We start from the raw sequence: 25,356 nt of genomic DNA, 5'->3' as shown, positions 1-25,356 counted from the left end.
GGAGGTCCCGTGATCGACACCACGTTCGAGGCGAGCTGGCTCGTCATCGCGCTGTTCGTGATCGATCTGGTCGTGCGCATCGCCGCGGTCATCATCGTGCCGCGCAACCGTCGCCCGACCGCGGCCATGGCGTGGCTGCTGGCGATCTACTTCATCCCCTTCGTCGGCGTGGTCCTGTTCCTCCTGATCGGGAATCCGCGGCTGCCGCGCACGCGCCGCCGCAAGCAGGCCGACATCAACCGGTACATCCACGACACGAGCGAATCCCTCGAGTTCGGCACGCTGCGACCGAACGCGCCCGACTGGTTCCGTGCGCTCGTCCGGCTGAACCGCAACCTCGGCGCCATGCCCATCGCGGGTGACAACGGCGCGACCCTCATCGCCGACTACCAGGAGAGCCTGGACACGATGGCGGATGCCATCCGCCGGGCCGATCGGTACGTGCACGTCGAGTTCTACATCCTCCAGGCCGACGCCGCGACCGACAACTTCTTCCGCGCCCTCGAAGAGGTCGCCGCACGGGGCGTGGTCGTGCGCGTCCTGCTCGACCACTGGGCGAACAGGGGCAAGCCGTACTACCGGCAGACGCTTCGCCGGCTCGACGAGATGGGCGCGCACTGGCATCTGATGCTGCCCGTCCAGCCGCTGCGGGGCCGGTATCAGCGCCCCGACCTGCGCAACCACCGGAAGCTCCTGGTCATCGACGGCGACGTGGCGTTCATGGGTTCGCAGAACGTGACCGACTCGACGTACAACCTGAGCAAGAACATCCGCCGCGGGCTCCACTGGGTCGACCTCATGGTCCGGGTCGAGGGCCCCGTCGTCGCGAGCATCAACGCCGTGTTCCTCAGCGATTGGTACAGCGAGACCGACGAGACGTTGACCGACGAGATCGACCTGTTCAGCGTCGAATCCGGCCCCGGCGACCTCGACTGCCAGATCGTCCCCTCCGGCCCCGGCTTCGACTTCCAGAACAACCTCAAGCTGTTCCTCGGCCTGCTCTTCGCCGCCCGCGAGCGCATCATCATCGTGAGCCCGTACTTCGTGCCCGACGAGGCGCTCCTGCTGGCGATCACGACGGCCTGCCAGCGCGGCGTCCACGTGGAGCTGTTCGTCTCGGAAGAGGGCGATCAGGCGATGGTCTACCACGCCCAGCGCAGCTACTACGAGGCACTGCTGACGGCCGGCGTGAAGATCTGGATGTACCGCAAGCCCTTCATCCTGCACAGCAAGAGCCTGACGATCGACGACGAGGTCGCCGTGATCGGGTCGAGCAACATGGACATGCGCTCGTTCGGTCTCAACCTCGAGATCTCCATGCTCGTGCGCGGCGAGGAGTTCGTCCGCGACATGCGGCGCGTCGAAGACGTGTACCGGACGCTCAGCCGCGAACTCACGGTCGAGGAGTGGCGCCGTCAGCCCCTCCGCTCGACGATCCTCGACAACCTCGCGCGCCTCACCTCGGCGCTGCAGTGACCTTCCGGAGGCACAGATGACCCGCCGTTCCCTCGTCGCACTCCTGAGCGTCGGCATCCTGTCGATGGGCGCGCTGGTCGGATGCGCGACGGGCGCCGCCTCGTCCCCGACGTCGGAGGCGACCCCGGATGCCACGGCATCCATCGCCCCCTCCGAGGTCCGCGCGGGGTGGCTCGACGCGGGCCGCGGGATCGCGGTCGTGACGCTCGGCAGCTCCTCGTGCGTTCCGGTCGCGACCGAGCCCGTCCTCTCCGGAACGACGCTCACCGTCGACCTCGTCGAGCCGTCGGACGGGCCGTGCACGCGCGATCTGGCGCCGCGGGCGACGTACGTGGGCCTGCCCGCCGGTGTCGACCCGAGCCGCGATCTCGAGGTCGTGGTGACCGGTGCGGTCGAGGGCTCCACGTCGCTCGCGGGCCTCGCCGACGCACCGGCCGCGGGCGACGAGTTCCTTCCCAGCGCCGGGTGGGTCGGAGACGGACAGGTCGCGATCCTCACCTGGGGGAGTTCCGGCTGCCGGCCACAGGTCGAAGCGGTGACATCGGCCGGCGCGGGGGCGACGGTGACGTTCGTGGAACCGCCCGCCGATCAGGTCTGCACGGCCGACATGGCGCCTCGCGTGAGCCTGGCCGACTTGACGGGCATCGTCGACGACGGACCCGTGGAGCTCACGTTGACCGGCGGCAACGTCGCGTCCGAGGGCCCGATCGCCGTCCTCGGCACCCGCTGAGCTACCCCTGCACCACCAGCAGGTCGCCGACCTCGCAGTCGAGGGCGCGGCAGATCGCGGCGAGCGTCGAATAGCGGATCGCGCGAGCGCGGTCGTTCTTGAGCACCGAGAGATTGACGATGCTCACCCCGACCAGCTCGCTCAGCCGCGTCAGCGTCATGCCCCGTTCGGCGAGCAGCTCGTCGAGTCGGCAGTGGATGCCGCTGGGGCCTTCGTCGTCGATCGCGGGGCTCACACGAGTCCTTCCGTGTCGCGCTGCAGGCGGGTTCCGTAGGAGAACACGACGGAAAGGGCCAGTACGGCCAGACCGACCAGCGCCCAGGCAGGGTCGAAGGCGGATCCGACGACGAAGACGTCCCCGGCCGAGGGGTTCAACTCGGAGGCGGCCATCATGCGACCGAGACCGGTCAGACCGGCAGACAGGACGCCGCCGATGAGCAGGGAGGCCCCCGCGACGAGCGTCGCGACCACCAGGGCACGATGGAACGGGCGCCGCCACATCAGCAGCAGGAAGAACAGCATCAGCGCTCCGATGGTGAAGAGGGTCGTCAGCGCTCCTGCAGCGATACCGAGCACGAGAAGGGTGCGCGCGCCGAAACTCAGGGCGTCGGTGATCACCCACGCCGATTCGTACCGGGCCGACAGGATCGGCGCGCCGGGGTCCGTCGCGACGGGCGCCTCCGTCAAGAGGCTGAAGCCGCCCGCACCCGTGGCGATGCCGATCGCCGCGCGAACGCCGGGGAGGGCGAGGGTGAAGCCCATCACGAGACCCGCCGCGACGAACAGCAGCACGATGCCGCGCTCCATCCGGGGAGAGACCGGTGTCGCATCGGTCATCACACGAGTCCTTCCGTGTCGCGCTGCAGGCGGTCGCCGACGGTGAACACCGTGCCGGCCAGGGCGGCGACGAAGGCCGCTCCGAAGAGCGTCGGCAGATCGATGACCTGCACGGCTCCGCGGTCGTAGGTGTAGTCCGACATCCGCGCCAGCGCGCCGTTGGCCACCATGTTCTGGAAGAACGGGACGCCCGCGAGGCCGACGAGGGTCACGGTGCCCGCGACCGACACGAGGGCCGTGTTGCGTCGGCTGAAGATGCGGCCGCGCAGGATGTCGGCGGTGAGCAGGAGGAGGAGCACGACGACGGTCACGACGACGGCGGCGAGGAGGACCTCGGCGAGGACGAGCGCCCACAGGGAGGCGATCGGCAGCTCGGGGGCGACGATGACGCCGGTGCCGAGCTCGACCGGTACGGGTTCGCCGTTCGGGCCGAGCGGCGCCTGCGCGACGGTGTCGAGGAACGGTGCGTTCACGCGCACGTCGCGGTTCGGGAGGACCTCGACGATGCGCATCACGCTGTGCACGACGGCCCACACCGCGAGGCCCACGCCGAGCACGACGAAGAAGAGGAACCCCGCGGTGTCACCGCGGGAGAGGATGCGCGAGGTCGGACGGGGGGATGCCATGGCTCACTCCTTATCGAGATTCGTTGTTATCGGTTGTCGATAAGTTATCGACTGTCGATGTGTTCCGCAACCCCGATGGCGCGACGGCTATGCCCACGGCGAACACGGGGCTCTGGCATCCGGCCGCTGGTTACTCTCGATGTACGGCGCGCGGAGGCGTGCCTGTCAGCCCATTTCTGGAGGGACTGAGAGATGTTCGAGAGATTCACCGACCGTGCCCGTCGCGTGGTTGTGCTCGCCCAAGAAGAGGCGAAGATGCTCAACCACAACTACATCGGGACCGAGCACATCCTCCTCGGCCTCATCCACGAGGGAGAAGGTGTCGCCGCCAAGGCGCTCGAATCCCTCGGGATCTCGCTCGACGCCGTGCGCGAGCAGGTGCAGGACATCATCGGCCAGGGCCAGCAGCAGCCGACCGGGCACATCCCCTTCACGCCGCGCGCGAAGAAGGTGCTCGAGCTGTCGCTGCGCGAAGCGCTGCAGCTCGGCCACAACTACATCGGCACCGAGCACATCCTGCTCGGGCTCATCCGCGAGGGCGAGGGCGTCGCCGCCCAGGTGCTCGTCAAGCTCGGCGCCGACCTGAACAAGGTCCGCCAGCAGGTCATCCAGCTGCTCTCGGGTTACCAGGGCAAGGAGCCCGCGGGCGTCGCGTCCGGCGCCGGCGAGCAGACCTCGCAGGGTGCCCAGGGCGGATCTGCAGTGCTCGACCAGTTCGGTCGCAACCTTACGCAGGCCGCGCGCGACAACAAGCTCGACCCCGTGATCGGGCGCGAGAAGGAGATCGAGCGGGTCATGCAGATCCTCTCGCGTCGCTCCAAGAACAACCCCGTCCTCATCGGCGAGCCCGGTGTCGGAAAGACGGCGGTCGTCGAGGGTCTCGCGCAGGCCATCGTCAAGGGCGATGTCCCCGAGACGCTCAAGGACAAGCAGGTCTACTCGCTCGACCTCGGTTCGCTCATCGCCGGTTCCCGCTACCGCGGTGACTTCGAGGAGCGTCTGAAGAAGGTCACGAAGGAGATCCGCACGCGCGGCGACATCATCGTCTTCATCGACGAGATCCACACCCTCGTGGGTGCCGGTGCCGCCGAGGGCGCGATCGACGCGGCATCCATCCTCAAGCCGCTCCTCGCCCGCGGCGAGCTCCAGACCATCGGTGCCACCACGCTCGACGAGTACCGAAAGCACTTCGAGAAGGATGCCGCGCTCGAGCGCCGCTTCCAGCCGATCCAGGTCGCCGAGCCGAGCCTGCCCCACGCGATCAACATCCTGAAGGGGCTGCGCGACCGCTACGAGGCGCACCACAAGGTGCAGATCACCGACGGCGCGATCGTCGCCGCGGCGAACCTCGCCGACCGGTACATCAGCGACCGCTTCCTGCCCGACAAGGCGATCGACCTGATCGACGAGGCCGGCGCGCGCCTCCGCCTGTCGATCCTGTCGTCGCCGCCGGAGCTGCGCGAGTTCGACGAGAAGATCGCCAAGGTCCGTGAGCAGAAGGAGTTCGCCTCCGAGGAGCAGGACTTCGAGAAGGCCGCCGCCCTCCGCGACGAGGAGAAGTCCCTCCTCGCCGAGCGTCTGCGCCTCGAGAAGCAGTGGCGCTCGGGCGACGTCGCCTCCCACGCGGTGGTCGACGAGGGCCTGATCGCCGAGGTGCTCGCCCAGGCGACCGGCATCCCGGTGTTCAAGCTCACCGAGGAGGAGTCCAGCCGCCTCATGTTCATGGAGAAGGCCCTGCACCAGCGGGTCATCGGCCAGGAAGAGGCGATCGCGGCCCTGTCGCGCACGATCCGTCGTCAGCGCGCGGGCCTCAAGGACCCGAAGCGTCCCAGCGGCTCGTTCATCTTCGCCGGCCCCACGGGCGTCGGAAAGACCGAGCTGGCCAAGGCGCTCGCCGAGTTCCTCTTCGACGACGAGGGCGCGCTGATCTCCCTCGACATGTCGGAGTTCGGTGAGAAGCACACGGTCTCGCGTCTGTTCGGTGCCCCTCCCGGATTCGTCGGCTTCGAAGAGGGCGGCCAGCTCACCGAGAAGGTGCGCCGCAAGCCGTTCTCGGTCGTGCTGTTCGACGAGATCGAGAAGGCCCACCCCGACATCTTCAACTCGCTCCTGCAGATCCTCGAAGAGGGTCGTCTGACCGACGGTCAGGGCCGCGTCGTCGACTTCAAGAACACCGTGATCATCATGACGACGAACCTCGGTTCGTCGGCGATCGCCGGTGGTCCGGTCGGCTTCCAGATCGAGGGCAGCGCGCAGACGTCCTACGAGCGGATGAAGGGCAAGGTCGACGAAGAGCTCAAGCGCCACTTCAAGCCCGAGTTCCTCAACCGCGTCGACGACGTCATCGTCTTCCCGCAGCTGAACAAGGACGAGCTCCGCCAGATCGTCGGCCTGTTCGTGAAGCGTCTCGCCGATCGTCTGCTGGACCGCGACATGACGGTCGAGCTGTCGGACGACGCCAAGGACAAGCTCATCGAGATCGGCTTCGACCCGACCCTCGGTGCCCGACCGCTCCGCCGCGCCATGCAGCGCGAGGTCGAGGACCGGCTGAGCGAGAAGATCCTGCACGGCGAGCTCGAGTCCGGCGACCACGTCAAGGTCGGCGTCGAGAACGGGCAGTTCACCTTCGACACCGCTCCGCGCGGCGACAAGGTGGCGATCGGCGTCGGCACCGCGGGAGAGATCTCCGCGACGCCCGACATCGTCGCCGGCAGCTGACCATCACACGACAACAGGGCCCGGATGCCATGGCATCCGGGCCCTCGTCGTACCCTGGGACGATGACCTCCGCCGCGCCGTTCGTCGTCCGCCCCGCCGCGACCGGCGACGTGCGACGCATCCACGAACTGCTCGAGCCGTTCGTGCAGAAGCGCATCCTCCTCGGCAAGGACCTGGTCGTCCTGTACGGCTCGGTGCAGCAGTTCGTCGTCGCCGAGGTCGACGGCGAGGTCATCGGGTGCGGGGCGCTGCACGTCATGTGGGAGGACCTGGGCGAGATCCGCACCCTCATCGTCCACGACGACTGGCTGCACCACGGGGTGGGCCGGGCGATCGTGGAGATGCTGGAGGAGAACGCGCGCGAGCTCGGCGTCTCGCGACTCTTCTGCCTCACCTTCGAGGTCGACTTCTTCACGCGCCGCGGCTTCGCGCCCATCGGTGAGCAGGTCGTCGATCCCGACGTCTACTCGCAGCTGGTCCGCAGCCCCGACGAGGGCGTCGCGGAGTTCCTCGACCTCGCGCACGTCAAGCCCAACACCCTCGGCAACACGCGGATGCTGAAGCAGCTGTGAGCGCGGCATGGCGCGGGCGCTCAGCCTCGCGGCCTACGCTGGAACGATGACCGATGCCCCCCGCAGGCGGCGGCAATCCCCGGCGGTCTACCGTCGTCGCCGTCTCGCCGCCGCGCTCTTCGCGCTGCTCGTGATCGGCCTCGTCGTGTGGCTCGTCGCGGCGCCCCCGTGGCGCTCCGCCCCGACCGCCGACCCCGCGCCCGCGGCGAGCTCGACGGCCCCCGCGGCGTCCGCTCCCGCCGTCGTCGCCTCACCGACACCGACGCCCACCCCGACGCCCACAGCGCCGGCCGGACCGGTCGAGTGCACCCCGGCGGACATCACCGTCGAAGCGCTCACCGACAAGGGGGAGTACGGCCAGGGCGAGAACCCGCAGCTGTCGATCCGCCTCACGAACACCTCGGCGAACGCGTGCACGATGAACGTCGGCACGAGCGCGCAGTCCTTCACGGTCACCAGCGGGTCGGATGTTTGGTGGCGCTCGACGGACTGCCAGTCCGAGCCGAGCGACATGGAGGTCACCCTCGCCGCCGGCCAGGAGGTCACGAGCGCCGCGCCCCTGACCTGGGATCGCACCCGCTCGTCCGTGTCGTCGTGCGGCGGCGAGCGCCCGTTCGCCCCGGGTGGTGGCGCCACGTATCACTTGAGCGTGTCGATCGGCGGCATCCCGTCGACCGGGACGGTGTCGTTCATCCTCCGGTGAGGGCTCCCCGGCACTGAGTGTCCAGAACACGCGGACGCGAAGCCCGCGCGTCCGCGCGTCTTGGACACTGAACCCGCGCCGGCGCCGGCGGCGGCGATCGAGCAAACGAAGCGGGACGGATGCCAGTGGCATCCGTCCCGCTTTCGTCAGCGCTTCTCGCCGAAGACCTCGTCTTCCATCGCGTCGTAGCCCTCTGCCTGGGGGTCGCGGTGCAGACCGCCGGACAGGGCGTACTCCTCCTCCGGGGAGAGCACGAGCCGGTGGCGCCCATAGACCGCGAAGCCGATGAAGATCACCGCGTACACGGCGATGATCGCGACGATCGCGAGCAGGTAGGCGGGGTTCAGCAGCAGGCCGAAGAACACGATCGCCGCGATGATCGCCGCCGAGTACGCGCCGAACAGACCCCACGGGCTCTTGTACGGGCGGAGGGCGTTCGGGAACTTCCGTCGCAGCACGATGAACGACACCATCTGCAGGAAGTAGGCCACGACCGCGCCCCACACGGCGATGTTCAGCACGATGGCGCCGGCGGGGCTGGCATCCCCACCCGCGAACTGGACGACGACGAGAGCCGCGAAGCCGAGCACCGCACCGAAGACCAGTGCGACCCACGGCGTCTTACGGGCACCGGTGAGCGACAGCCACCGCGGGTAGTAGCCGGCCCGCGACAGCGAGTACATGTTGCGGCCGTAGGCGAACATGATGCCCATCAACGAGGCCAGGAGCCCGACGAGCGCGAGGAGCGACAGCAGGGCTGCCGCCTGGTCGCCGACCATCGCGCGGAAGCCGTCGAGCAGCGGTTCGAGCGAGCTGCCGGTGGCCTCGGCGCCGAGGACGCCGGTGTTGAGGAACAGCACGATGAGGCCCGTGGCGATGAGCGTCCCGCGGGCCCAGAGTCCGGCGCGGGGGATGTCGCGGGCGGGGTTGTGCGACTCCTCGGCCGCGAGGGGGAGTTCCTCGATGCCGAGGAAGAACCACATCGCGAAGGGGAGGGCGAGCAGGATCGAACCCACGCCGAAGGGCAGGAACTCGGACTGGCCGGGGTCGGGGACGATGTTCCACAGCGACCCCCAGTCGAAGGCCCCGGATGCCAGTGCCATGACGCCGAAGACCACGATGATGCCGATCGAGATGATCGACACGACGATCGCGAAGACGAAGGAGATGTTGGCTCCGGCGGCGTTGAGGGCGATGAACACGGCGTAGAGGATGATCCACCAGACGAACGCGGGCAGACTCACGCCGGTGAGCAGTTCCAGCGCGGAGTCGGCGTACTGCCCCGAGAAGTAGACGACGACGGCGGTCGTCGCGACGTACTCGATGGTCTCGGCGAGGCCGGTCGCCAGGCCTCCCCACGGCCCCATCGCCGACCGGGCGAACGAGTACGCGCCGCCGGTGTGCGGCATCGCCGCGGCCATCTCGCCGATCGAGAACGTCAGGCCGTAGTACATGACCACGAGCACGACGAAGGCGATCAGCATGCCACCGAAGCCGGCGAAGCCGATGCCGAAGTTCCAGCCGGAGAAGTCGCCCGAGATCACGGCGGCGACCGCGAGGCCCCACAGGCCCCACACTCCCGCGGAGCGTTTGAGCGTGCGTTTTTCGAAGTACGTGGAGTCGGTCGCCGTATAGGTGGCCCCGGCGACCTTTTTCTGTGAACTGCTCGAGGTGGACATGGAGCCTCCAGACGTATACGGACAGGCTTCGGGAGCGCCTTTGCGGAGAATCATGGCGTTCTATTGGTCGACCTGTCTACCTTTGGCGTGTAAGTTCCTCGTTACGTCCTCCGATCGTGGGGACCTCGAGCAGGCGAGAGGGAGACCATGGCGGGCAATCTCACCACCGCGGAATTGGATGCCGCGATCGACTCCGGCGAGATCGACACCGTCGTCGTCGCCTTCCCCGACGCCCAGGGCCGCCTCGTCGGCAAGCGCGTCGCCGCACGGTTCTGGCGCGACGAGGTGCTACCGCACGGAGCCGAAGCGTGCAACTACCTGCTGTCGGTCGACGTCGACATGAACACCGTCGACGGGTACGCGATGTCGAGCTGGGAGAAGGGCTACGGCGACATGCTGCTCGTGCCCGACCTCGACACCCTGCGCCGCGTCCCGTGGCAGGAGGGGACGGCGCTCGTCATGGCCGACCTCGCGTGGGAGGACCGCGCGCCGGTCGTGCAGTCGCCGCGTGGCATCCTGAACGCCCAGCGCGCCCGGCTCGCGGAGCGCGGGCTGACCCCCTTCGTCGGTACGGAGCTGGAGTTCATCGTCTTCGACGATTCATTCCGGGATGCCTGGGCCAAGGGCTACACCGGGCTCACGGCCTCCACCGACTACAACGTCGACTACAACCTCCTCGCCACCACGCGGCTCGAGCCGCTCCTGCGCGACATCCGCCGCGGAATGGACGGCGCGGGCATGTACTGCGAGGGCGTCAAGGGCGAGTGCAACGACGGTCAGCAGGAGATCGCGTTCCGCTACGCCGAAGCGCTCGAGACCGCCGACAACCACACGATCTACAAGAACGGCGCGAAGGAGATCGCCGACCGGCACGGCAAGTCGCTGACCTTCATGGCCAAGTTCGACCAGCGCGAGGGCAACAGCTGCCACATCCACCTGTCGGTCCGCGGCGAGAACGGCGAGGCCGTCATGGCCGGCGACGGAGAGCACGGCTTCAGCCCGCTCATGGAGCACTGGATCGCCGGCATCCTCGCCACCCTGCGCGAGTTCACGCTGCTATACGCCCCGACCATCAACTCCTACAAGCGGTACGCCAAGGGCTCGTTCGCGCCGACCGGCGTCGCGTGGGGCGTCGACAACCGCACGTGCGCGCTCCGCGTCGTCGGCCACGGCGCCTCCCTCCGCGTCGAGAACCGCGTGCCCGGCGGAGACGTGAACCCGTACCTCGCGATCTCGGCGATCATCGCGGGGGGCCTCCACGGCATCGAGAACGAACTGCCGCTGCCCGCGCCCCTCACCGGTAACGCCTACGCGGCCGGCGTCGACACCCTGCCGACGACGCTCCGCGAGGCCGCGAAGCTCTTCTCGGAGTCGACCGTGGCGCGTGCCGCCTTCGGCGACGACGTCGTCGAGCACTACCTGAACCAGGCCCGCATCGAGGTCGAAGCCTTCGACGCGGCCGTCACCGACTGGGAGCGCGTGCGTGGTTTCGAGCGTCTCTGATCCGGCCCGGACCCCCGTCGTGGGGCTCACGACCTACCTCGAACGCGCGACGCAGGGCGTGTGGGACGTGCGCGCGTCGTTCCTCCCGCAGCAGTACTTCGACGCGGTGACCGCCTCGGGCGCCACCGCCGTGCTGCTCCCGCCGCAGCCCCGGCCCGTCGAAGCCGCCGCCGCGGTGCTCGACGGCCTGGACGGACTCATCCTCACCGGGGGCCTCGACGTGCAGCCCGGGCTGTACGGCGCCGAGCGGCACCCGCTCACCGACCCGCCGCGCGCCGACCGCGACGCGTGGGAGCTCGCGCTCCTCGCCGGAGCGCGGGAGCGCGGCATCCCGGTGTTCGGGATCTGCCGCGGACTGCAGCTCATCAACGTGGCCCTCGGCGGCACGCTGCACCAGCACCTGCCCGAGGCCCTCGGCACCGAGCGCTACAAGATCGGCGGAGGGGTCTTCGCCGAGAACGTCGTCGACGTGGATGCCGGCACCCGGCTCGCCGGTCTCGTCGGTGCCGGAGCGCTGACCGTCCACAGCTACCACCACCAGGGCATCGACCGGGTCGGCGAGGGACTGCGGGTCACCGCGCGGACCGACGACGGGCTCGTGCAGGCCATCGAGACCCCCGGCGACGACTACCTGGTCGCCGTGCAGTGGCATCCCGAGGAGAACGCCGAGGACCGACGCCTGTTCCTCGGGCTCGTCGCCGCCGCCGCGGCCCACCGCGCCGCACGTTCCTCCGCGCACCAGGGAGTTCCCGCATGAGCACCTTCACCGTCACCGACCCCTCGACCGGCGCCCCGATCACGACGCTCGAGCGCGCCGAGGTCGCCGAGGTGGATGCCGCCGTCGCCGACGCCGTCCGCGCGCAGCGCGCGTGGGCCGCGCTCGCCCCCGTCGCCCGCGCCGACGCGCTGCGGTCGTTCGCGCGGGTCGTGGAGGCGCATGTGGAGGAGCTCGCGGCCCTCGAGGTCCGCAACTCCGGTCACCCGATCGGTTCGGCCCGGTGGGAGGCGCAGCACGTCGCCCAGGTTCTCAACTACTACGCCGGATCGCCGGAACGCCTGATCGGGAAGCAGATCCCCGTCGCCGGCGGCCTCGACGTGACCTACCACGAGCCGTACGGCGTCGTCGGGATCATCGTGCCGTGGAACTTCCCGATGACCATCGCCGCGTGGGGCTTCGCCCCGGCGCTCGCCGCGGGCAACGCCGTGGTGCTGAAGCCCGCCGAACTGACCCCGCTCACGGCCATCCGTCTGGGGGAGCTGGCGATGGAGGCGGGGCTGCCGGAGGGGCTGTTCCGGGTGATCGTCGGATCGGGCTCGGTCGTGGGGCAGCGTTTCGTCTCGCACCCCGACGTGCACAAGGTCGTCTTCACCGGGTCGACCGAGGTCGGCACGGAGGTCGCCGCCGGGTGCGCGCAGCTGCTCAAGCCGGTCACGCTCGAACTCGGCGGCAAGAGCGCCAACATCGTCTTCGCGGATGCCGACCTCGAGAAGGCCGCGGCCGGGGTCCCCGGTTCCGTCTTCGACAACGCCGGCCAGGACTGCTGCGCCCGCAGCCGCCTCCTCGTCGAGCGGAGCGTCTACGACCGGTTCCTCGAGCTGCTCGAACCCGCCGTCGCCGCGTGGCGCGTCGGCGACCCGCACGACGAGGACACCCAGATGGGGCCGTTGATCTCGGCATCCCACCGCTCCACCGTCGCGGGCTTCCTCGACGGGACCGACGTCGCGTTCCGCGGGTCGGCGCCGGAGGGCGACGGCTTCTGGTTCGCCCCCGCCGTCGTGCTCGCGCAGCCCGGCGACCGCATCGCGCGCGACGAGGTGTTCGGTCCGGTGCTCGCCGTGCTCCCGTTCGACGACGAAGCGGATGCCATCCGCCTCGCCAACGACACCGCCTACGGTCTCGCGGGCTCGATCTGGACCGAGAACCTGGGGCGCGGCATCCGGGTCTCACGGGGTGTGCGCAGCGGGGTGCTGTCGGTGAACTCGCACTCGTCGGTGCGGTACTCCACCCCCTTCGGCGGCATGAAGGCTTCGGGCCTCGGTCGGGAGCTGGGCCCGGATGCCGCCGAGCACTTCACCGAGACCAAGAACGTCTTCTACGCCACCGAGTGACCCCGCCCGCCGATTCTCGTCCCACTCATGACGCCCCTCGTCCCACTTCCGGCTGTTCTGGAGGCTCCAGAACAGCAATGAATGGGACGAGGTTCAGCTCGAAAGGAACCACCGCACCATGACCATCGACCTCACCCAGCGGCTCCGCGACCGCGTCGCCATCGTCACCGGCGGGGCGTCGGGCATCGGCCTGGCCACGGCTCGCCGCTTCGCCGCCGAGGGCGCGCGCGTCGTCATCGCCGACCTCGACGAAACCACCGGCACCGCGGCGGCCGCCGAGGTCGACGGCGTGTTCCGGCAGGTGAACGTCGCCGACGAGGCCTCCGTCAACGCCCTCTTCGACGGTGTCGCGGCGGACCTCGGCAGCGTCGACATCGCGTTCAACAACGCCGGCATCTCGCCCGCCGACGACGACTCGATCGAGACGACGGAACTGCCCGCCTGGGACCGCGTGCAGGACGTCAACCTCAAGAGCGTGTACCTCTGCTCGCGCGCCGCGCTCCGGCACATGGTGCCCGCGGGGCGCGGCTCGATCATCAACACCGCGTCGTTCGTCGCGCTGCTCGGGTCGGCCACGTCGCAGATCTCGTACACGGCGTCCAAGGGCGGCGTGCTCGCGATGACCCGCGAGCTCGGCGTGCAGTTCGCGCGGCAGGGCATCCGGGTGAACGCGCTGTGCCCGGGGCCGGTGAACACGCCGCTGCTCCAGGAGCTGTTCGCCAAGGACCCCGAGCGCGCGCAGCGCCGGCTCGTGCATGTGCCGATGGGCCGCTTCGCGGATCCTGCGGAGATGGCCGCGGCCGTGGCGTTCCTGGCATCCGACGACGCCTCGTTCATCACCGCGACCGCGTTCGTCGTCGACGGCGGGATCACCAACGCGTACGTGACGCCCCTGTGACCCGCGGCGTGACAGGCTGACGGGATGACCGAAGCGCCGTTGGACGATCTGCGCCGGGCCGTGTATCGGCCCGTCCGCAGCGGCAACGCGCTCGAGGACACCACGGCGCGCATCGTGCAGACGGTGCGGCTGGGGCTCGTCGCACCGGGGGAGTCGCTTCCCGCGGAGCGCGAGCTCGCGGCGATGTACGGCGTCAGCCGCGACACGGTCCGGGAGGCGATCCGTGAGCTCTCCGACGCCGGCTGGCTCGAGACGCGCCGCGGGCGCTACGGCGGCACGTTCGTCGTCGACCCGGTGCCCCGGCCCGCGGGCCCGGCGGAGGTGGCCGCGGGTGAGCTGGATGACGTCATCGCCCTGCGGGGCGTGCTCGAACCCGGCGCCGCCTGGGCCGCCGCCGGGCGCACGCTGGCGCCGGAGGAACGCGACGTGCTGTGGGCGCGGCACGAGGCCGCGGCCGTCGCCGGCGGCGAGGACTACCGCCGGCTCGACACGCTGCTGCACCTGACGATCGCGGAACTCGCCGGCATCCCCTCTCTCGTCCCGCTCGTCGCCGACAACCGCGCGCGCGTGAACGCGTGGCTCGACACGTTCCCGCTGCTGCCGCGCAACATCGACCACTCCACCGCGCAGCACGCCGCGATCGTGTCGGCGATCCTGGCCGGGCGACCGGATGCCGCCCACGCGGCGATGCGCGACCACCTCGCCGGCAGCGAGGCGCTGCTGCGCGGGTTCCTCGCGTAGCGCGGGGGAGGGGGCGGTGGGGCGGTCGTGCCGGGGTCTCGACGGGTTTGGGGCGGGTTCTTCCGCTCGGGGCGTGGAATTGCGCGCCCCAACCGGAAGAACCCGCCCCAAGATCGGGGTCGGCGGCTGGGCGATTAGGCTCGGAGGATGGCCGGTGGGAAGAAGCGCAAGGGGAAGAGGGTCGACGTGGAGTTCAAGAACACCGCCCTCACCGACGCGCTGCAGACGCAGGACATGGCCGCGATCGCCTTCGCGCTGCGGCACGGACCCACGGTCGTGCCGCTGATGCGTGCGGGCGATGCCGACAACCCGCTCGACGTCGGCGAGGTGTGGACGTACCGCGACCCGAACACGGCGCAGATCGCGTTGCTGCTCTTCAGCGACGCGGCGCACAAGCCCGAGACGCTCCCGCCGCACGTCGCCCTGCAGTCGCCGCAGTGGCTGCGGGCCTTCCTCGATCGTCACCGCGACGAGATCACGACGGTGTTCATCGACATCGCGGGTCCGCATCCGATCCAGGCCACCCCCGCCGACCTGCTCGCCGCCCTCGACGCCTGAGCGCGCATCTGCGAGGCAGGGGTGGATGCCAGGACTCGGAGACACTCCGAGGGTGAAGTACCTGGGTCGCGCGGGTGAGGCGCTCGTGTAAGACTCGGGGCATGGAGTACTTGATCGCCGGCGCTGTGTGCGCCGCCGGGCTCGTGATCCCCGCAGTGCTCGGCTTCACGTCGCCGCACCGCCGCCGCCGTTCCGCGCCTCCCGGCCGCTGACCCGACGCCCTCGTCGCGCTGCAACGCCGGCGTCGCCGGGCCGGGGGCTGAGACTCAGAACTCGGGCACGGCCTCCTCGCGTGGCATCCCGCGTACCTTCAACTCGTTGAGCGCCTGTGCGAGCTTGCGCGACGACGAGTCGAGGACCGTGTGGTAACCGAGGCGCGCGGCCTCGGACGCACGCTGCGCCGCCTGCGTGACGTTGCGGATCTCGCCGGTGAGCGTCAGCTCGCCGATCGCGGCGAGCCGCTTCGAGACCTTGCGGTTCTGCACGGCGTTGGCCACGGCGATCGCGATCGCGAGATCGGCGGCGGGTTCGACGAGGCGCACCCCGCCCACGGTCGAGACGTAGACGTCTTTGTCGGACAGCGAGACGCCCATGCGGCTCTCGAGCACGGCGAGCACCATCGCCACGCGGGACGAATCGACACCGTTGACGATGCGCCGCGGGTTCGGAGCCGACTGCTTCACGGTGAGCGCCTGGATCTCGACGGGCAGGGCGCGGCGCCCCTCCATCGCGATCGTGACGCACGTACCGGGCTCGGGGTCGCCGTGTCCGAGGAACAGCGCGCTGGGATCGCTGACCTCGGCGATGCCGCTGCCGGTCATGTCGAAACAGCCGACCTCGTCGGTGGGGCCGAAGCGGTTCTTGAGCGCACGGACGAAGCGCAGCGACGTCTGCCGGTCACCCTCGAAGTGGCAGACGACGTCGACGAGGTGCTCCAGCACGCGCGGCCCGGCGATGGTGCCGTCCTTCGTCACGTGACCCACGATCACGACGGGGAGTCCGCGCTCCTTCGCGATCCGGATGAGCGTGGATGCCACCTCCCGCACCTGCGCGGGCTGGCCCGCGGCTCCGTCGCTCAGCGCGGACGACACGGTCTGCACGGAGTCGACGATGAGCAGCTCGGGCTCGACCTGGTCGATGTGCCCCAGGATCGTGGCGAGGTCGGTCTCGGCGGCGAGGAACAGCTCGTGGTGCAGTGCACCGGTGCGCTCGGCGCGGAGGCGCACCTGCGCCGCCGACTCCTCGCCGCTCGCGTAGAGGACGCGGCGACCGGCGCGGGCGCTCTGCGCTGCGACCTCGAGCAGCAGCGTGGACTTGCCGACGCCGGGCTCGCCGCTCAGCAGGATGGCGGCGCCGGGCACGATGCCGCCGCCGAGCACCCGGTCGAACTCGCCGACACCGCTCGTGCGCCGGGGGGCGTCTTGCGTGTCGATCTCGGTGATGCGCCGGGCCGCGCGCGCGGCGCCGGGCGCGACCGGAGTGACCGACCGCGTGATGCCCGTCTGCTCGGCCGCCTCGACGACCGTGCCCCACGACTGGCACTCGCCGCACCGGCCGACCCACTTCAGCGTCGTCCATCCGCACTCGGTGCACCGGTACGGAGCGGCCGTGGGGGAGGGGCGACGGGATGCCATGCGCCCAGGCTACGCGGGCCCTCCGACATCGCCCGCGCAGGGCGCCGGTGGCCTCCCGATAAACGCGATCCGCGGGTATGAACGCGGTGGCGGCGCGTTTCTCGTCGCGGATCGCGTTTATCGAGGACAGGCACCCGCCGGGGCGCCGGGCCAGCGCCGACACGACGCTGGCGCCGACGCGAACCCCGGGCCGGCACGACGCCGGCGGGGGTGCGAGCCCCGAGCGCTCAGTCTCGGAGCGACTCGGCCACCGTCGTCAGGGCGTCGGCGGAGCGGCGCAGGAGCGTCAGCTCCCGGTCGGAGAACGGCGTCCCGGTCAGGGGCACCGCGCCCTGCGCGCTGACGATCGACGGCACCGACAGCGCCATGCCGGTGATCCCGTGGAAGTCCTGCAGCACGGTGCTCACGGGGAGGATCGCGTGCTCGTCGCGCAGGATCGCCTCCACGATGCGCGCGCTGGAGAGCCCGATCGCGTAGTTGGTCGCGCCCTTGCCCTGGATGACCTTGTAGGCCGCGTCGCGGACGTCGATGGCGATGGCATCCAATTCGGCTTCGTCGAAGCGCGTGCCGTCGGGGAGGTCGTACTCGGTGATCGGGATCGAGCCGATCGTCGCGGTCGACCACAGCGGGAACTCGGTGTCGCCGTGCTCGCCGACGATCCAGGCGTGCACGCTCGAGGTGGCGACACCGGCGCGCTGCGCGATCTTCCAGCGCAGGCGCGAGGTGTCGAGCACCGTGCCGGACGCGAAGATCCGCTCCTGGGGCAGCCCCGTCGCCTGCTGCGCGAGAACGGTGAGCACGTCGCACGGGTTGGTGACGATGACGTAGATCGCGTTCGGGGCCACCTCGAGCAGCTGGGGCATCATGCGCTGGATGATCCCCGCGTTCGTTGCGGCGAGCTCGGTGCGCGTCTGGCCGGGGTTCTGCTTCGCGCCGGCGGTGATGACGACGACGTGCGACCCTTCGGCGACCGAGACGTCGCTGCCGCCGGTGATGTCGCTCGATCCGGTGAACTGCGTGCCGTGGGCGAGGTCGAGCACCTCGGCCTCGACCTTCGCCTCGGCGATGTCGTAGAGGGCGACGTGCCGGGCCGACCCGCGGATGAGGGCGGCGTACGCGACGCTGGCCCCCACGCTTCCCGCGCCGACGACGGTCAGTTTGGAGTTCTCGATCACGCTCATGGCTCGATCCTGGCACCCGGGTGGGACCGCTGCCAGGGGGTTTCTCGACGGTGGAGGAGTGGATACCGGCGGCTGGGGGCGCGTGCCGGTCGACGGGGCCGACGTGGGCGGGCGTCGGCGGGCCGAACTCCTGAGTTCCTTGGGTCAGCATGCCCCGGCATGTCCCGGGGGAGGCATGGGCCGTGATTCTTCAGGAGTTCGGCTCGCGAGGGCCGAGGAGGCGCGCCCCTTCCGATTCGCGGCATCCCGCCGAGTGTCGTAAGCTGGTCGGCGGTGACGTGTCCGAGCGGCCGAAGGTGCAACTCTCGAAAAGTTGTGTAGGGTAACCCCCTACCGTGGGTTCAAATCCCACCGTCACCGCCACTTTCACCAGATCAGCCCCGCTTTCGAGCGGGGCTGATCTGCGTTACGGCGCCTCGCCGTCCGTCGATGACGCTCCGCGCGTGTCGCGTTCGAGCGATTGCCGGTATTGGCGCCGGAAAGATCCGCGGATGCCGAGTGCTCCTTGCGGCCTCGCGGGTCCGGGCCCGCCGAGCCAGGGCGCTCACGCCCTTGGACACCGAGTAGACGTTGACGCGATCGTCGCTGCGCCATCGGTGCTCCGCCACGTCGTCTCCGAGGGCGACGTGGACGCCGTAGGCACCGAGGCCCTCGCCGTCGACCGACGCCACGATCCGGTCGAGCACGGTGGATGCGGATGCCACGGGGAGGCCTTCCTTCTCGGGCGGAGTCATCCGTTCAGGATCGCAGGTCGGGGCGCACCCGCCGCTCTCTCGCGGGACCTTCGCCCCCCGCGCCGAGGCAGGCGACGCGTAGCGTGCGGGATGACGGGAGGGTCCCATGGAGAAGATCGTTCTCGGGGTCGATGACAGCGCCGCGGCGCGGTCCGCGCTCGCGTGGGTGGTCGACCGGTGCATCCAGCGGGCGGCCGAGGTCGACGTGGTCCACGTGGTGGGGCCGGCCGAGGCGCACACCACGCCGCAGCAGGATCCCCTCGCAAACGCCCGACGGGTGCTGCGGGCCGCCGTCCCCGAGCAGAGCGCGACGTGCCACCGCGCGCAGGGCGGCGTGGCGAAGACGCTGGCGGGGGTCTCCGCGCACGCGGACCTCCTCGTCATCGGGGTCGATCCCGAGCATCCGATCCGTGCCGCCCTCGGCGGGTGGCTGCCCGTGCGGGTCATCGCGCGGACCGAGCCGCCGGTGTGCATCGTGCCAGCCGGGTGGGCGCCGCGGCCCGGCGCCGTGACCGTCGGGCTCGAGGACGACGTGTCGTCGGCGGAGGCACTGACGTTCGCCGCGCGCGAGGCGGAGAGGACCTCCGGCCGGCTCCGGATCGTCCACGCCTGGCGCCTGCCCGAGCCCTCGATCGACGGCGCCGCGGCGCTGCTCGTGCAGCCGGAACGCATCCTCGAGGACCATCGCGAGCTGCTCGACGCCGCCGTCCGATCCGTGCACCGGCGTTTCCCCGCCCTCCACATCGAGGAGGATCTGGTGCGCGCAGACCCCGCGTCCGCCCTTCTGCAGCAGGCGCCGCACTCGGCGATGATCGTGGTCGGCACCCATCGCGAGGGCGTCCTGTCGGGGGCGTACGTCGGCTCGGTCGACCGCGACCTTCTGCGGCGTGCCGGATGCCCCATCGCGGTGGTGCCCTCGGCGGGCTTCCCGGCGAAAGGCGCGTGAGCCGGGATCCGCCCGTCGGTGACGGGCTCAGACGCCGCGGGAGGAAACGGGCACCACGCCGATCGGTCGGTCCAGACTCCCGATGAGATCCAGTCCCACGGAGCCGAGCAGAGCACCGCTGACGAGGCCGCGCCCGTGGGAGCCGATCACGACCATGCTCGAACGCCGCGCGGCGCGGGTCAGCGCGGAGGTGGGGTTGTCCCGCACCAGCTCCGGTCGGACCTCGAGGTCGGGGAAGTCCGCGTGGATGCGCGCGACGGCGGCATCCAGGATCCGGGCGTGCTCGTCGGCGACCCGGTGCGGGCTCGGCTGCAGCGCGGTGGTCCCCTGCACGTGCGATCCGCCCATGAGCCAGGAGTGGATGACGCGGAGCGGCACGTCGGCGGAGGACGCCGCCGCCGCCGCGAAGAGGAGGGCATCCTCCGATGAGGCGTCGTCGTCCAGTCCGACGACGACCGGATCGTCGGCGGCGGCCCACCCCGCGGGCACCAGCACCGTCGGCGCGCCGGATCGGAGTGCCGCGCGCAGCGGCATCCATCCGCCGAGGACGGACCGCTCGCGCGATCCCGTCTGAATCCCGAGGACCAGCAGGCCGGCGCCGCGGGCCGCGTTCGTCAGCGTCGCGGGCATCGTGCCGTCGAGTCGGGAGACGTCGACCGGCGAATCGGGCGCCAGGGCGCGCCATCGCCGGACGGCGGCATCCAGGATCCGATCCGCTTCGACGCGGTCGGCGAGGAACATGTTCGTGACCAGGACGAGGTCCACCTCGAACCGTTCGCCGCGGGTCCTCTCCGCCGCCCACTCCAGGGCTGCCTCGGACGCGGGGCTGCCATCGAACCCCAGCACCATTCGTTCCATGGTGTGACTCCCTCCGGACGCCCCGAGCGTAGGAGCGGGCGGAGGTGCTCGGGAGGGCCGAAGGTCCCGCGGATCAGAGGTCCGGGTGGCCGAGGCGCAGGACCGCCGCCTGCGTGCGCGACTCCACCCCCAGCTTCAGCAGCAGCGAGGACACGTAGTTCTTCACGGTCTTCTCCGCCAACCCCAGGCGCTCGCCGATCTGGCGGTTGGTCAGACCGTCGGCGATGAGCGCGAGCACCTGCCGCTCCCGCATCCCCAGCGACCCCCAGCGGGGGTCGTCGTCGCGGGAGCCGTCGCGCAGGCTCGCCGCGGCCCGCGCCGCGGCCGCGCCGTTCAGCAGGATGCGGCCGGTGCTGACGGCGCGGATGTCTTCGAGCAGCCGCATCGCGGCGATGTTCTTCAGCAGGTATCCGGCCGCCCCCGCGAGCACGGCGGCGTAGGTGGCGGCGTCGTCGTCGTAGGCCGTGAGGATGAGGCATGCGACCTGGGGCATCGACGAGCGGATCTGCCGGCACAGGTCGATCCCGCTGCCGTCGGGCAGGCGCACGTCGAGCACGGCCACGTCCGGCCGGGCCGCCTCGATGCGGGCGAGCGCCTGGCGGACGGTGCCCGCTTCGCCGACCACCTCGAGACCCGGGCTGCCGTCGATCAGATCGGACAGGCCGCGCCGGACGATCTCGTGATCGTCGACGAGGAAGACGCGTGTCATCGGGTCGATCTCCGTTCCTCGGTGTCCTCGAGCGGAACGCGCCACTCGGCGCGCGTGCCGTCCGGGCCGGTGTCCAGGGTCAGCGAACCCCCGCGCGCGGCGGCACGCTGCGTGAGGTTGGCCAGGCCGCTGCGTCGTTCGTCGCGGATCCCCGTGCCGTCGTCGGTGACGACGACGGACACGTCCCGCCCCGTGATCCCGACGTCCAGGGCCATGGTGTCGGCACCGGCGTGGCGCACGCTGTTGGTGAGCAGTTCCCGCGCGACACCGACGACGTCGTCGGCCAAGGCGCCACGGATGGTGTGGTCGACCGCCCCGGCGAACCGCAGCGCGGGCGGCCGGTGCAGCGCCCCGGACACCTCGGCGACCACGTCGATCAGGCGGTGGCGCAGCGAGCTCCCGTCGCGGGCCGACAGGGCGAACACGACGGTGCGGATCTGGGTGATCGCATCGTCGAGCTGGCGGATCACCTCGTCGACGCGATCCCGCTGGCGCGTGTCGTCCACCGTGGCGGCCATCGACTGGAGCGTGAGGCCCGCCCCGAAGATCTGCTGGATGACGTGGTCGTGCAGGTCCCGCGCGATACGCGCCCGTTCGTCGGTGAGCATCGCCCGCTGCTGAGCTCCGCGCGCGCGGGAGAGTTCCGCCGCGATGCTCGCCTGCGCGCCGAGGCTGCCGAGCACCTCGAGTTCGACGGCGGTGAACCCGCGCTCGCCGGGTGCCCGTGCGACGCACAGCACGCCGCGGGTCCGGTGCCGCGTGCGCAGGGGGACGGCGATCGCGGGACCGGTCTCGTGGTCGACCCGGAGCAACGCCGGGTCGGGGTGCTCCCCGGCGGCGACGGTGGCGACCCGGACGCCGTCCTCCTCGATCGCGGCGCCCGCGATGGTCGCGGTCTCCTCGACGGTCGTGCCCAGCACGTCTTCCTCGCGCGGGCCGCGGGCGGCCGCGACGCGGAGCGCCGGCGTCCCCTCGACCGGGACGAGAACGGTCACCAGGCTCCCCTCGACGAGGTCTGCGACACGTCCCGCGAGCAGGTCGTACACGTTGTCCGGCGGGGTCGAGAGGATCGCCGCGGACAGTTCCGCCGTCGCCGCCATCCACGTCGCCCGGGTGCGGGCCTCGTCGAACAGTCGAGCGTTCTGGATCGCGAAACCCGCGGTGGATGCCAGAGCGCGGACGAGCTCCTCGTCCTCCGCCGAGAACGAGCCCCGCCGTGCGTTCGTGAGGTACAGGTTCCCGTACACCTCGCCACGCACACGGATCGGCGCCCCGAGGAACGACTCCATCCGCGGGTGGTGGGCCGGGAAGCCGGCCGCCCGGGGATCCGTCCCGAGGCGGTCGAGGCGGATGGGCTCGGGGTGCGCGATCAGCGCGCCGAGCACACCGCGACCGCGGGGGAGGTGGCCGATGGCATCCGCGTCCTCGGTCGGGAGGCCGACGTGGATGAACTGATCCAGGGAGGAGCGATCGGCGGCGATGATCCCGAGCGCCCCGTACTCGGCATCCACCAGTTCGACGGCCGCTTCGACGACGCGACGCAGGACGACGGGCAGCTCGATCTCGCCGACCACCGTCTCCACCGCTCGGAGGAGCCCCCTCAGGCGGTCCTGCGAAGACGACGGTGGCTCCGCGGCGACGACGGCGGGATCCTCGCTCGGCATCCGGCACCCCTCTCCCCGCTTCAATCTACGACCGGTGCCGGTGTCTGACCAGATCAGGGGACCTTCGACCCGTCGATCCCGGTCGGCGCGCGCTGGACTGTGAGAGGGAGGTCCCTCATGACCCACGATCAGAACCCCGCCGCGGCCGTCGTCGAGCTCGGACCCGCGGAATGCTGGCGCCTGCTCGAATCGCAGCATCTCGGGCGGCTGGCACTCGTCGACGCCTCCGGCGAGCCGCGGATCTACCCGGTGAACTACGCCACCGGCGACGGTGTGCTCTACGTCCGCAGCGCCGAGGACGCCAAGCTGCGCTACCTGCGCTCGCGGCCGGCCGTCGCATTCGAGATCGACGGAGAGGATGCCGGCGACCGATGGAGCGTCGTCGTCCTCGGGCACGCGTTCCGGGTGGACCGGGACGCCGAGATCCGCCGCACGCGTGCGACCGGGCTGCGATCGATGAGCCCGGCGCCGAAGCCGTACGTCGTCCGCATCCTGCCGCGCAGCGTCGCGGGCCGTCGCTTCACAGCGCGCCCCGAGGGCGGGGAGGAGGACCCGCTGCGCGCACGGATCTTCCGACCGAGCGACGAGTCCCTGCCGGCGTCGGCGCGTCCGCCGCACCCGATCCCGGGACTCGCACCCCGAGGGGACGGCTGAGTCCCGGCGCGAGCCGTCCGGCGGCGAGGCGGGGCCGCGGGGGAGGCCTCGCCGCCGGACGTTCACCGGAGGCTGACTGCGCTCTCGGACGCCTCGGTCACTGGGTGTGGCCGACCTCGGCCAGGCGCTCCTCGAGGAAGGCCCGCTCCGCGGCATTCGACGTGAGCTCTCTCGCGCGCTGATAGGACCGGGTCGCCGCGTCGGTGTCGCCCAGACGCTGCAATACGTGAGCCCGCGTGGCGTGTAGGTAGGGGTAGTCGGAGAGCCGGGGATCGCTCGCCAGGTCGTTCAGGAGCGGCAACGCGGCGTCGGGGCCATCGGCGAACGCGACGGCCGCGGCCCGGTTCAACGCGACCACCGGGGTGTCCCACACCGTTTGGAGGAGGTCGTAGAGGTGGACGATGCGCGACCAGTCGGTCTGCTCGAGCGACGGCGCCACCGCGTGGATTCCGGCGATGGCCGCTTGCAGGGTGAACCGCCCCGGCGGTCCGAAGGCCAGAGCCCCGGCCGTCACCGTGAGCCCCTCCAGGATCGCGCGCTGATCCCAGCGGGTCCGGTCCTGGTCGGCGAGGAGGAGCAGCCGACCCTGCTCGTCGGTTCGGGTGGCGCGGCGCGCGTCCGTGAGGAGCAGGAGGCCGAGCAGCCCGCGTGCCTCGGCCTGTTCGGGGAGCAAAGCGGCGAGCGTGCGGGCGAGGTGCAGTGCGCGGTCGCACAGATCTCCCTGGACGAGCGCGTCGCCCTCGCCAGCCGTGTGGCCGGCGCTGAAGAGCAAATGGACGGTGGTAAGTACGCTGTCCACCCGCTCGGAGAGCTCGGCACGGTCCGGCACCCGGTAGGGGATCCGCGCCTCGGAGATCTTCTTCTTGGCCCGGGTGATCCGCGCCGCCATCGTCGACTCGGACACCAGGAACGCCCGGGCGACATCGGGAGTGGGAACGCCGCAGACCAGACGCAGGGTCAGGGCCACCCGGGCCTCGGGGGCGAGCGCGGGGTGACAGCAGGTGAAGACGAGACGGAGTCGGTCGTCCGGGACCGCCGTGTCGGCCTCGCCCGCCACGGTGGGATCGTGCGGATCGACGGTCGCCGGCTCCACGAGGAGCGGGAGCTTCCGCCGGAGGGTCGCCTCACGACGCAAGCGGTCCAGCGCCTGGTTCCGGGCGGCCGTGGTGAGCCAGGCGCCGGGCCGTTCCGGGATGCCGCCCCGGGTCCAGGCGCGGAGGGCGCTGACGTAGGCCTCCTGCGCGCACTCTTCGGCGAGGTCCAGGTCGCCCGCCACGCGCACGGTGGCGGACAGCACGAAGGCCCACTCGGTGCGGTGCGCCTCCGCCAGCGCGGCCACGACCGCGTCCGCCTTCCCGGCGGACGCGGTCGGCTCGTCGAACGGAGCGATCAGAACGGATTCGACGCGGGGTCGACGATCGGTCGCACCTCGACACCGCCTCCGGGCGCGGGGCACAACTTCCCGATCTCGACGGCGTGATCGAGGTCGCGAGCCTCGACGACGTAGAAGCCGCCGAAGGCCTCCTTGGTCTCGACGAACGGTCCGTCCGTCACCGCGCCGCCGGCTTTGATGGTCGTGGCGGTCGTGGTGGACGCCAGCGCCGCGCCGCCCTCGATGGAGCCACCGAGCTCGGCGACCTGCTTCGTGAAGGCATCGTGCGCGTCGATCACCGCACCCCATGCCTCGGGCGACATCGTCGCGTAGGTGTTCGGGTCTTCGTAGATGAGGATCGCGTACTTGGCCATGAGATGTCTCCTGCATTGGTCGCGGACCGGCCTGTCCGGCTCCGTCATCATTGACGACGAACAGCGTGCCGACGAATCGA

25 protein-coding genes and 1 tRNA gene are annotated in these 25,356 nt (G+C 70.8%); 14 read left to right on the top strand and 12 right to left on the bottom strand.

The window, feature by feature from the left end; genetic code table 11:
• Positions 1–12: 12 nt before the first annotated feature.
• Both cls and CSIV_RS07505 read left to right on the top strand, forming a co-directional pair.
• The gene (cls, locus tag CSIV_RS07510) at positions 13–1,476 is read left to right on the top strand and encodes a cardiolipin synthase (protein WP_077051350.1); all 1,464 of its coding nucleotides are present in this window, start codon (positions 13–15) and stop codon (positions 1,474–1,476) included.
• Positions 1,477–1,492: 16 nt separating this feature from the next.
• On the top strand, positions 1,493–2,206 hold the full coding sequence (locus tag CSIV_RS07505) for a hypothetical protein (protein ID WP_077050795.1): 714 nt from the start codon (positions 1,493–1,495) through the stop codon (positions 2,204–2,206).
• Position 2,207: 1 nt separating this feature from the next.
• Here CSIV_RS07505 and CSIV_RS07500 read toward each other — a convergent pair whose 3' ends face one another.
• From CSIV_RS07500 to CSIV_RS07490, 3 genes are read right to left on the bottom strand one after another with little or no spacing between them, the layout of a single operon-like run.
• Positions 2,208–2,441, bottom strand: coding sequence for a helix-turn-helix domain-containing protein (locus tag CSIV_RS07500; protein ID WP_077050794.1), 234 nt, complete (start codon positions 2,439–2,441; stop codon positions 2,208–2,210).
• Positions 2,438–3,043, bottom strand: a complete 606-nt coding sequence (locus CSIV_RS07495; protein WP_077050793.1) for a hypothetical protein — start codon at positions 3,041–3,043, stop codon at positions 2,438–2,440. Before CSIV_RS07495 ends, CSIV_RS07500 begins: the two co-directional genes overlap by 4 nt.
• Positions 3,043–3,669, bottom strand: coding sequence for a hypothetical protein (locus tag CSIV_RS07490; protein ID WP_077050792.1), 627 nt, complete (start codon positions 3,667–3,669; stop codon positions 3,043–3,045). Before CSIV_RS07490 ends, CSIV_RS07495 begins: the two co-directional genes overlap by 1 nt.
• Positions 3,670–3,861: 192 nt before the next feature.
• Here CSIV_RS07490 and CSIV_RS07485 point away from each other — a divergent pair, with 192 nt between their 5' ends.
• From CSIV_RS07485 to CSIV_RS07475, 3 genes are all read left to right on the top strand, one after another.
• Entirely contained in the window at positions 3,862–6,387 is a 2,526-nt protein-coding gene (locus CSIV_RS07485; RefSeq protein WP_077050791.1) for an ATP-dependent Clp protease ATP-binding subunit, read from the top strand.
• A 62-nt stretch (positions 6,388–6,449) separates the two neighbouring features.
• On the top strand, positions 6,450–6,959 hold the full coding sequence (locus CSIV_RS07480) for an amino-acid N-acetyltransferase (protein ID WP_077050790.1): 510 nt from the start codon (positions 6,450–6,452) through the stop codon (positions 6,957–6,959).
• Between the two features lie 46 nt (positions 6,960–7,005).
• Positions 7,006–7,662 carry a hypothetical protein gene (locus CSIV_RS07475; RefSeq protein WP_175627579.1) on the top strand — a complete coding sequence of 219 codons (657 nt, stop codon included), beginning with the start codon at positions 7,006–7,008 and terminating at the stop codon, positions 7,660–7,662.
• A gap of 146 nt (positions 7,663–7,808) precedes the next feature.
• Here the strand turns inward: CSIV_RS07475 and CSIV_RS07470 are convergent, their stop codons facing one another.
• Positions 7,809–9,341 carry an amino acid permease gene (locus CSIV_RS07470; protein WP_077050789.1) on the bottom strand — a complete coding sequence of 511 codons (1,533 nt, stop codon included), beginning with the start codon at positions 9,339–9,341 and terminating at the stop codon, positions 7,809–7,811.
• 147 nt (positions 9,342–9,488) lie between these two features.
• On the opposite strand from CSIV_RS07470, the gene CSIV_RS07465 reads away from it, so the two are divergent.
• From CSIV_RS07465 to CSIV_RS07440, 6 genes are all read left to right on the top strand, one after another.
• Positions 9,489–10,844 (top strand): glutamine synthetase family protein, encoded by a 1,356-nt coding sequence (locus CSIV_RS07465; RefSeq protein ID WP_077050788.1) that lies wholly within the window; start codon positions 9,489–9,491, stop codon positions 10,842–10,844.
• A complete protein-coding gene (locus tag CSIV_RS07460; RefSeq protein ID WP_077050787.1) occupies positions 10,825–11,601 on the top strand; it encodes a gamma-glutamyl-gamma-aminobutyrate hydrolase family protein in 777 nt (258 codons plus the stop codon). The genes CSIV_RS07465 and CSIV_RS07460 overlap by 20 nt, the downstream gene beginning before the upstream one ends.
• Entirely contained in the window at positions 11,598–12,953 is a 1,356-nt protein-coding gene (locus tag CSIV_RS07455; RefSeq protein ID WP_077050786.1) for an aldehyde dehydrogenase family protein, read from the top strand. Before CSIV_RS07460 ends, CSIV_RS07455 begins: the two co-directional genes overlap by 4 nt.
• A gap of 118 nt (positions 12,954–13,071) precedes the next feature.
• Complete coding sequence (locus tag CSIV_RS07450; protein WP_077050785.1) at positions 13,072–13,851, top strand: 3-oxoacyl-ACP reductase; 780 nt, start codon at positions 13,072–13,074, stop codon at positions 13,849–13,851.
• A 24-nt stretch (positions 13,852–13,875) separates the two neighbouring features.
• Positions 13,876–14,592: a FadR/GntR family transcriptional regulator gene (locus tag CSIV_RS07445; RefSeq protein WP_077050784.1), complete on the top strand. Its 717-nt coding sequence runs from the start codon at positions 13,876–13,878 to the stop codon at positions 14,590–14,592.
• Between the two features lie 147 nt (positions 14,593–14,739).
• Positions 14,740–15,150 carry a dehydrogenase gene (locus CSIV_RS07440; protein WP_077050783.1) on the top strand — a complete coding sequence of 137 codons (411 nt, stop codon included), beginning with the start codon at positions 14,740–14,742 and terminating at the stop codon, positions 15,148–15,150.
• A gap of 266 nt (positions 15,151–15,416) precedes the next feature.
• On the opposite strand, the gene radA is transcribed toward CSIV_RS07440, so the two are convergent.
• On the bottom strand, positions 15,417–16,784 hold the full coding sequence (radA, locus tag CSIV_RS07435; RefSeq protein ID WP_077050782.1) for a DNA repair protein RadA: 1,368 nt from the start codon (positions 16,782–16,784) through the stop codon (positions 15,417–15,419).
• A 227-nt stretch (positions 16,785–17,011) separates the two neighbouring features.
• Entirely contained in the window at positions 17,012–17,965 is a 954-nt protein-coding gene (locus CSIV_RS07430) for an L-lactate dehydrogenase (protein WP_077050781.1), read from the bottom strand.
• A gap of 272 nt (positions 17,966–18,237) precedes the next feature.
• Between CSIV_RS07430 and CSIV_RS07425 the strand changes: the two genes are divergently transcribed.
• A tRNA-Ser gene (locus CSIV_RS07425) sits at positions 18,238–18,328 on the top strand.
• A gap of 11 nt (positions 18,329–18,339) precedes the next feature.
• Here the strand turns inward: CSIV_RS07425 and CSIV_RS18625 are convergent.
• Positions 18,340–18,699, bottom strand: coding sequence for a hypothetical protein (locus CSIV_RS18625; protein WP_237488874.1), 360 nt, complete (start codon positions 18,697–18,699; stop codon positions 18,340–18,342).
• A gap of 106 nt (positions 18,700–18,805) precedes the next feature.
• Here CSIV_RS18625 and CSIV_RS07420 point away from each other — a divergent pair, with 106 nt between their 5' ends.
• Complete coding sequence (locus CSIV_RS07420) at positions 18,806–19,645, top strand: universal stress protein (RefSeq protein WP_077050780.1); 840 nt, start codon at positions 18,806–18,808, stop codon at positions 19,643–19,645.
• A gap of 27 nt (positions 19,646–19,672) precedes the next feature.
• Here CSIV_RS07420 and CSIV_RS07415 read toward each other — a convergent pair whose 3' ends face one another.
• The 3 genes from CSIV_RS07415 to CSIV_RS07405 form a co-directional block, all read right to left on the bottom strand.
• Positions 19,673–20,503 (bottom strand): universal stress protein, encoded by an 831-nt coding sequence (locus CSIV_RS07415; protein WP_083735045.1) that lies wholly within the window; start codon positions 20,501–20,503, stop codon positions 19,673–19,675.
• 73 nt (positions 20,504–20,576) lie between these two features.
• The gene (locus CSIV_RS07410; RefSeq protein WP_077050778.1) at positions 20,577–21,212 is read right to left on the bottom strand and encodes a response regulator; all 636 of its coding nucleotides are present in this window, start codon (positions 21,210–21,212) and stop codon (positions 20,577–20,579) included.
• Positions 21,209–22,876, bottom strand: a complete 1,668-nt coding sequence (locus tag CSIV_RS07405) for a sensor histidine kinase (protein ID WP_077050777.1) — start codon at positions 22,874–22,876, stop codon at positions 21,209–21,211. Before CSIV_RS07405 ends, CSIV_RS07410 begins: the two co-directional genes overlap by 4 nt.
• 117 nt (positions 22,877–22,993) lie before the next feature.
• Here CSIV_RS07405 and CSIV_RS07400 point away from each other — a divergent pair, with 117 nt between their 5' ends.
• Positions 22,994–23,530 carry a pyridoxamine 5'-phosphate oxidase family protein gene (locus CSIV_RS07400; protein ID WP_077050776.1) on the top strand — a complete coding sequence of 179 codons (537 nt, stop codon included), beginning with the start codon at positions 22,994–22,996 and terminating at the stop codon, positions 23,528–23,530.
• A gap of 97 nt (positions 23,531–23,627) precedes the next feature.
• Here the strand turns inward: CSIV_RS07400 and CSIV_RS07395 are convergent, their stop codons facing one another.
• A complete protein-coding gene (locus tag CSIV_RS07395; protein ID WP_202969670.1) occupies positions 23,628–24,869 on the bottom strand; it encodes an RNA polymerase sigma factor in 1,242 nt (413 codons plus the stop codon).
• A 50-nt stretch (positions 24,870–24,919) separates the two neighbouring features.
• Positions 24,920–25,276 carry a YciI family protein gene (locus CSIV_RS07390; protein WP_083735043.1) on the bottom strand — a complete coding sequence of 119 codons (357 nt, stop codon included), beginning with the start codon at positions 25,274–25,276 and terminating at the stop codon, positions 24,920–24,922.
• Between the last annotated feature and the right edge of the window lie 80 nt (positions 25,277–25,356).

The organism is Microbacterium sp. CSI-V (genome assembly GCF_001984105.1).
Lineage (GTDB): Bacteria > Actinomycetota > Actinomycetes > Actinomycetales > Microbacteriaceae > Microbacterium.
The sequence above is the reverse complement of the archived record's forward strand: the minus strand, read 5'-3'. Positions and strand labels throughout refer to the sequence as shown.

Excerpts from the sequence above, each read along its gene's own strand:
- CSIV_RS07470 (WP_077050789.1), bottom strand. The coding sequence starts at position 9,341 with ATGTCCACCTCGAGCAGTTCACAGAAAAAGGTCGCCGGGGCCACCTAT.
- CSIV_RS07445 (WP_077050784.1), top strand. The coding sequence starts at position 13,876 with ATGACCGAAGCGCCGTTGGACGATCTGCGCCGGGCCGTGTATCGGCCC.
- CSIV_RS07495 (WP_077050793.1), bottom strand. The coding sequence starts at position 3,043 with ATGACCGATGCGACACCGGTCTCTCCCCGGATGGAGCGCGGCATCGTG.
- CSIV_RS07475 (WP_175627579.1), top strand. The coding sequence starts at position 7,006 with ATGACCGATGCCCCCCGCAGGCGGCGGCAATCCCCGGCGGTCTACCGT.
- CSIV_RS07390 (WP_083735043.1), bottom strand. The coding sequence starts at position 25,276 with ATGGCCAAGTACGCGATCCTCATCTACGAAGACCCGAACACCTACGCG.
- CSIV_RS07485 (WP_077050791.1), top strand. The coding sequence starts at position 3,862 with ATGTTCGAGAGATTCACCGACCGTGCCCGTCGCGTGGTTGTGCTCGCC.
- radA (WP_077050782.1), bottom strand. The coding sequence starts at position 16,784 with ATGGCATCCCGTCGCCCCTCCCCCACGGCCGCTCCGTACCGGTGCACC.
- CSIV_RS07430 (WP_077050781.1), bottom strand. The coding sequence starts at position 17,965 with ATGAGCGTGATCGAGAACTCCAAACTGACCGTCGTCGGCGCGGGAAGC.
- CSIV_RS07440 (WP_077050783.1), top strand. The coding sequence starts at position 14,740 with ATGGCCGGTGGGAAGAAGCGCAAGGGGAAGAGGGTCGACGTGGAGTTC.
- CSIV_RS07415 (WP_083735045.1), bottom strand. The coding sequence starts at position 20,503 with ATGGAACGAATGGTGCTGGGGTTCGATGGCAGCCCCGCGTCCGAGGCA.
- CSIV_RS07405 (WP_077050777.1), bottom strand. The coding sequence starts at position 22,876 with ATGCCGAGCGAGGATCCCGCCGTCGTCGCCGCGGAGCCACCGTCGTCT.
- CSIV_RS07480 (WP_077050790.1), top strand. The coding sequence starts at position 6,450 with ATGACCTCCGCCGCGCCGTTCGTCGTCCGCCCCGCCGCGACCGGCGAC.
- CSIV_RS07400 (WP_077050776.1), top strand. The coding sequence starts at position 22,994 with ATGACCCACGATCAGAACCCCGCCGCGGCCGTCGTCGAGCTCGGACCC.
- CSIV_RS07410 (WP_077050778.1), bottom strand. The coding sequence starts at position 21,212 with ATGACACGCGTCTTCCTCGTCGACGATCACGAGATCGTCCGGCGCGGC.
- CSIV_RS07465 (WP_077050788.1), top strand. The coding sequence starts at position 9,489 with ATGGCGGGCAATCTCACCACCGCGGAATTGGATGCCGCGATCGACTCC.
- CSIV_RS07490 (WP_077050792.1), bottom strand. The coding sequence starts at position 3,669 with ATGGCATCCCCCCGTCCGACCTCGCGCATCCTCTCCCGCGGTGACACC.
- CSIV_RS07455 (WP_077050786.1), top strand. The coding sequence starts at position 11,598 with ATGAGCACCTTCACCGTCACCGACCCCTCGACCGGCGCCCCGATCACG.
- CSIV_RS07505 (WP_077050795.1), top strand. The coding sequence starts at position 1,493 with ATGACCCGCCGTTCCCTCGTCGCACTCCTGAGCGTCGGCATCCTGTCG.
- CSIV_RS18625 (WP_237488874.1), bottom strand. The coding sequence starts at position 18,699 with ATGACTCCGCCCGAGAAGGAAGGCCTCCCCGTGGCATCCGCATCCACC.
- CSIV_RS07450 (WP_077050785.1), top strand. The coding sequence starts at position 13,072 with ATGACCATCGACCTCACCCAGCGGCTCCGCGACCGCGTCGCCATCGTC.
- CSIV_RS07420 (WP_077050780.1), top strand. The coding sequence starts at position 18,806 with ATGGAGAAGATCGTTCTCGGGGTCGATGACAGCGCCGCGGCGCGGTCC.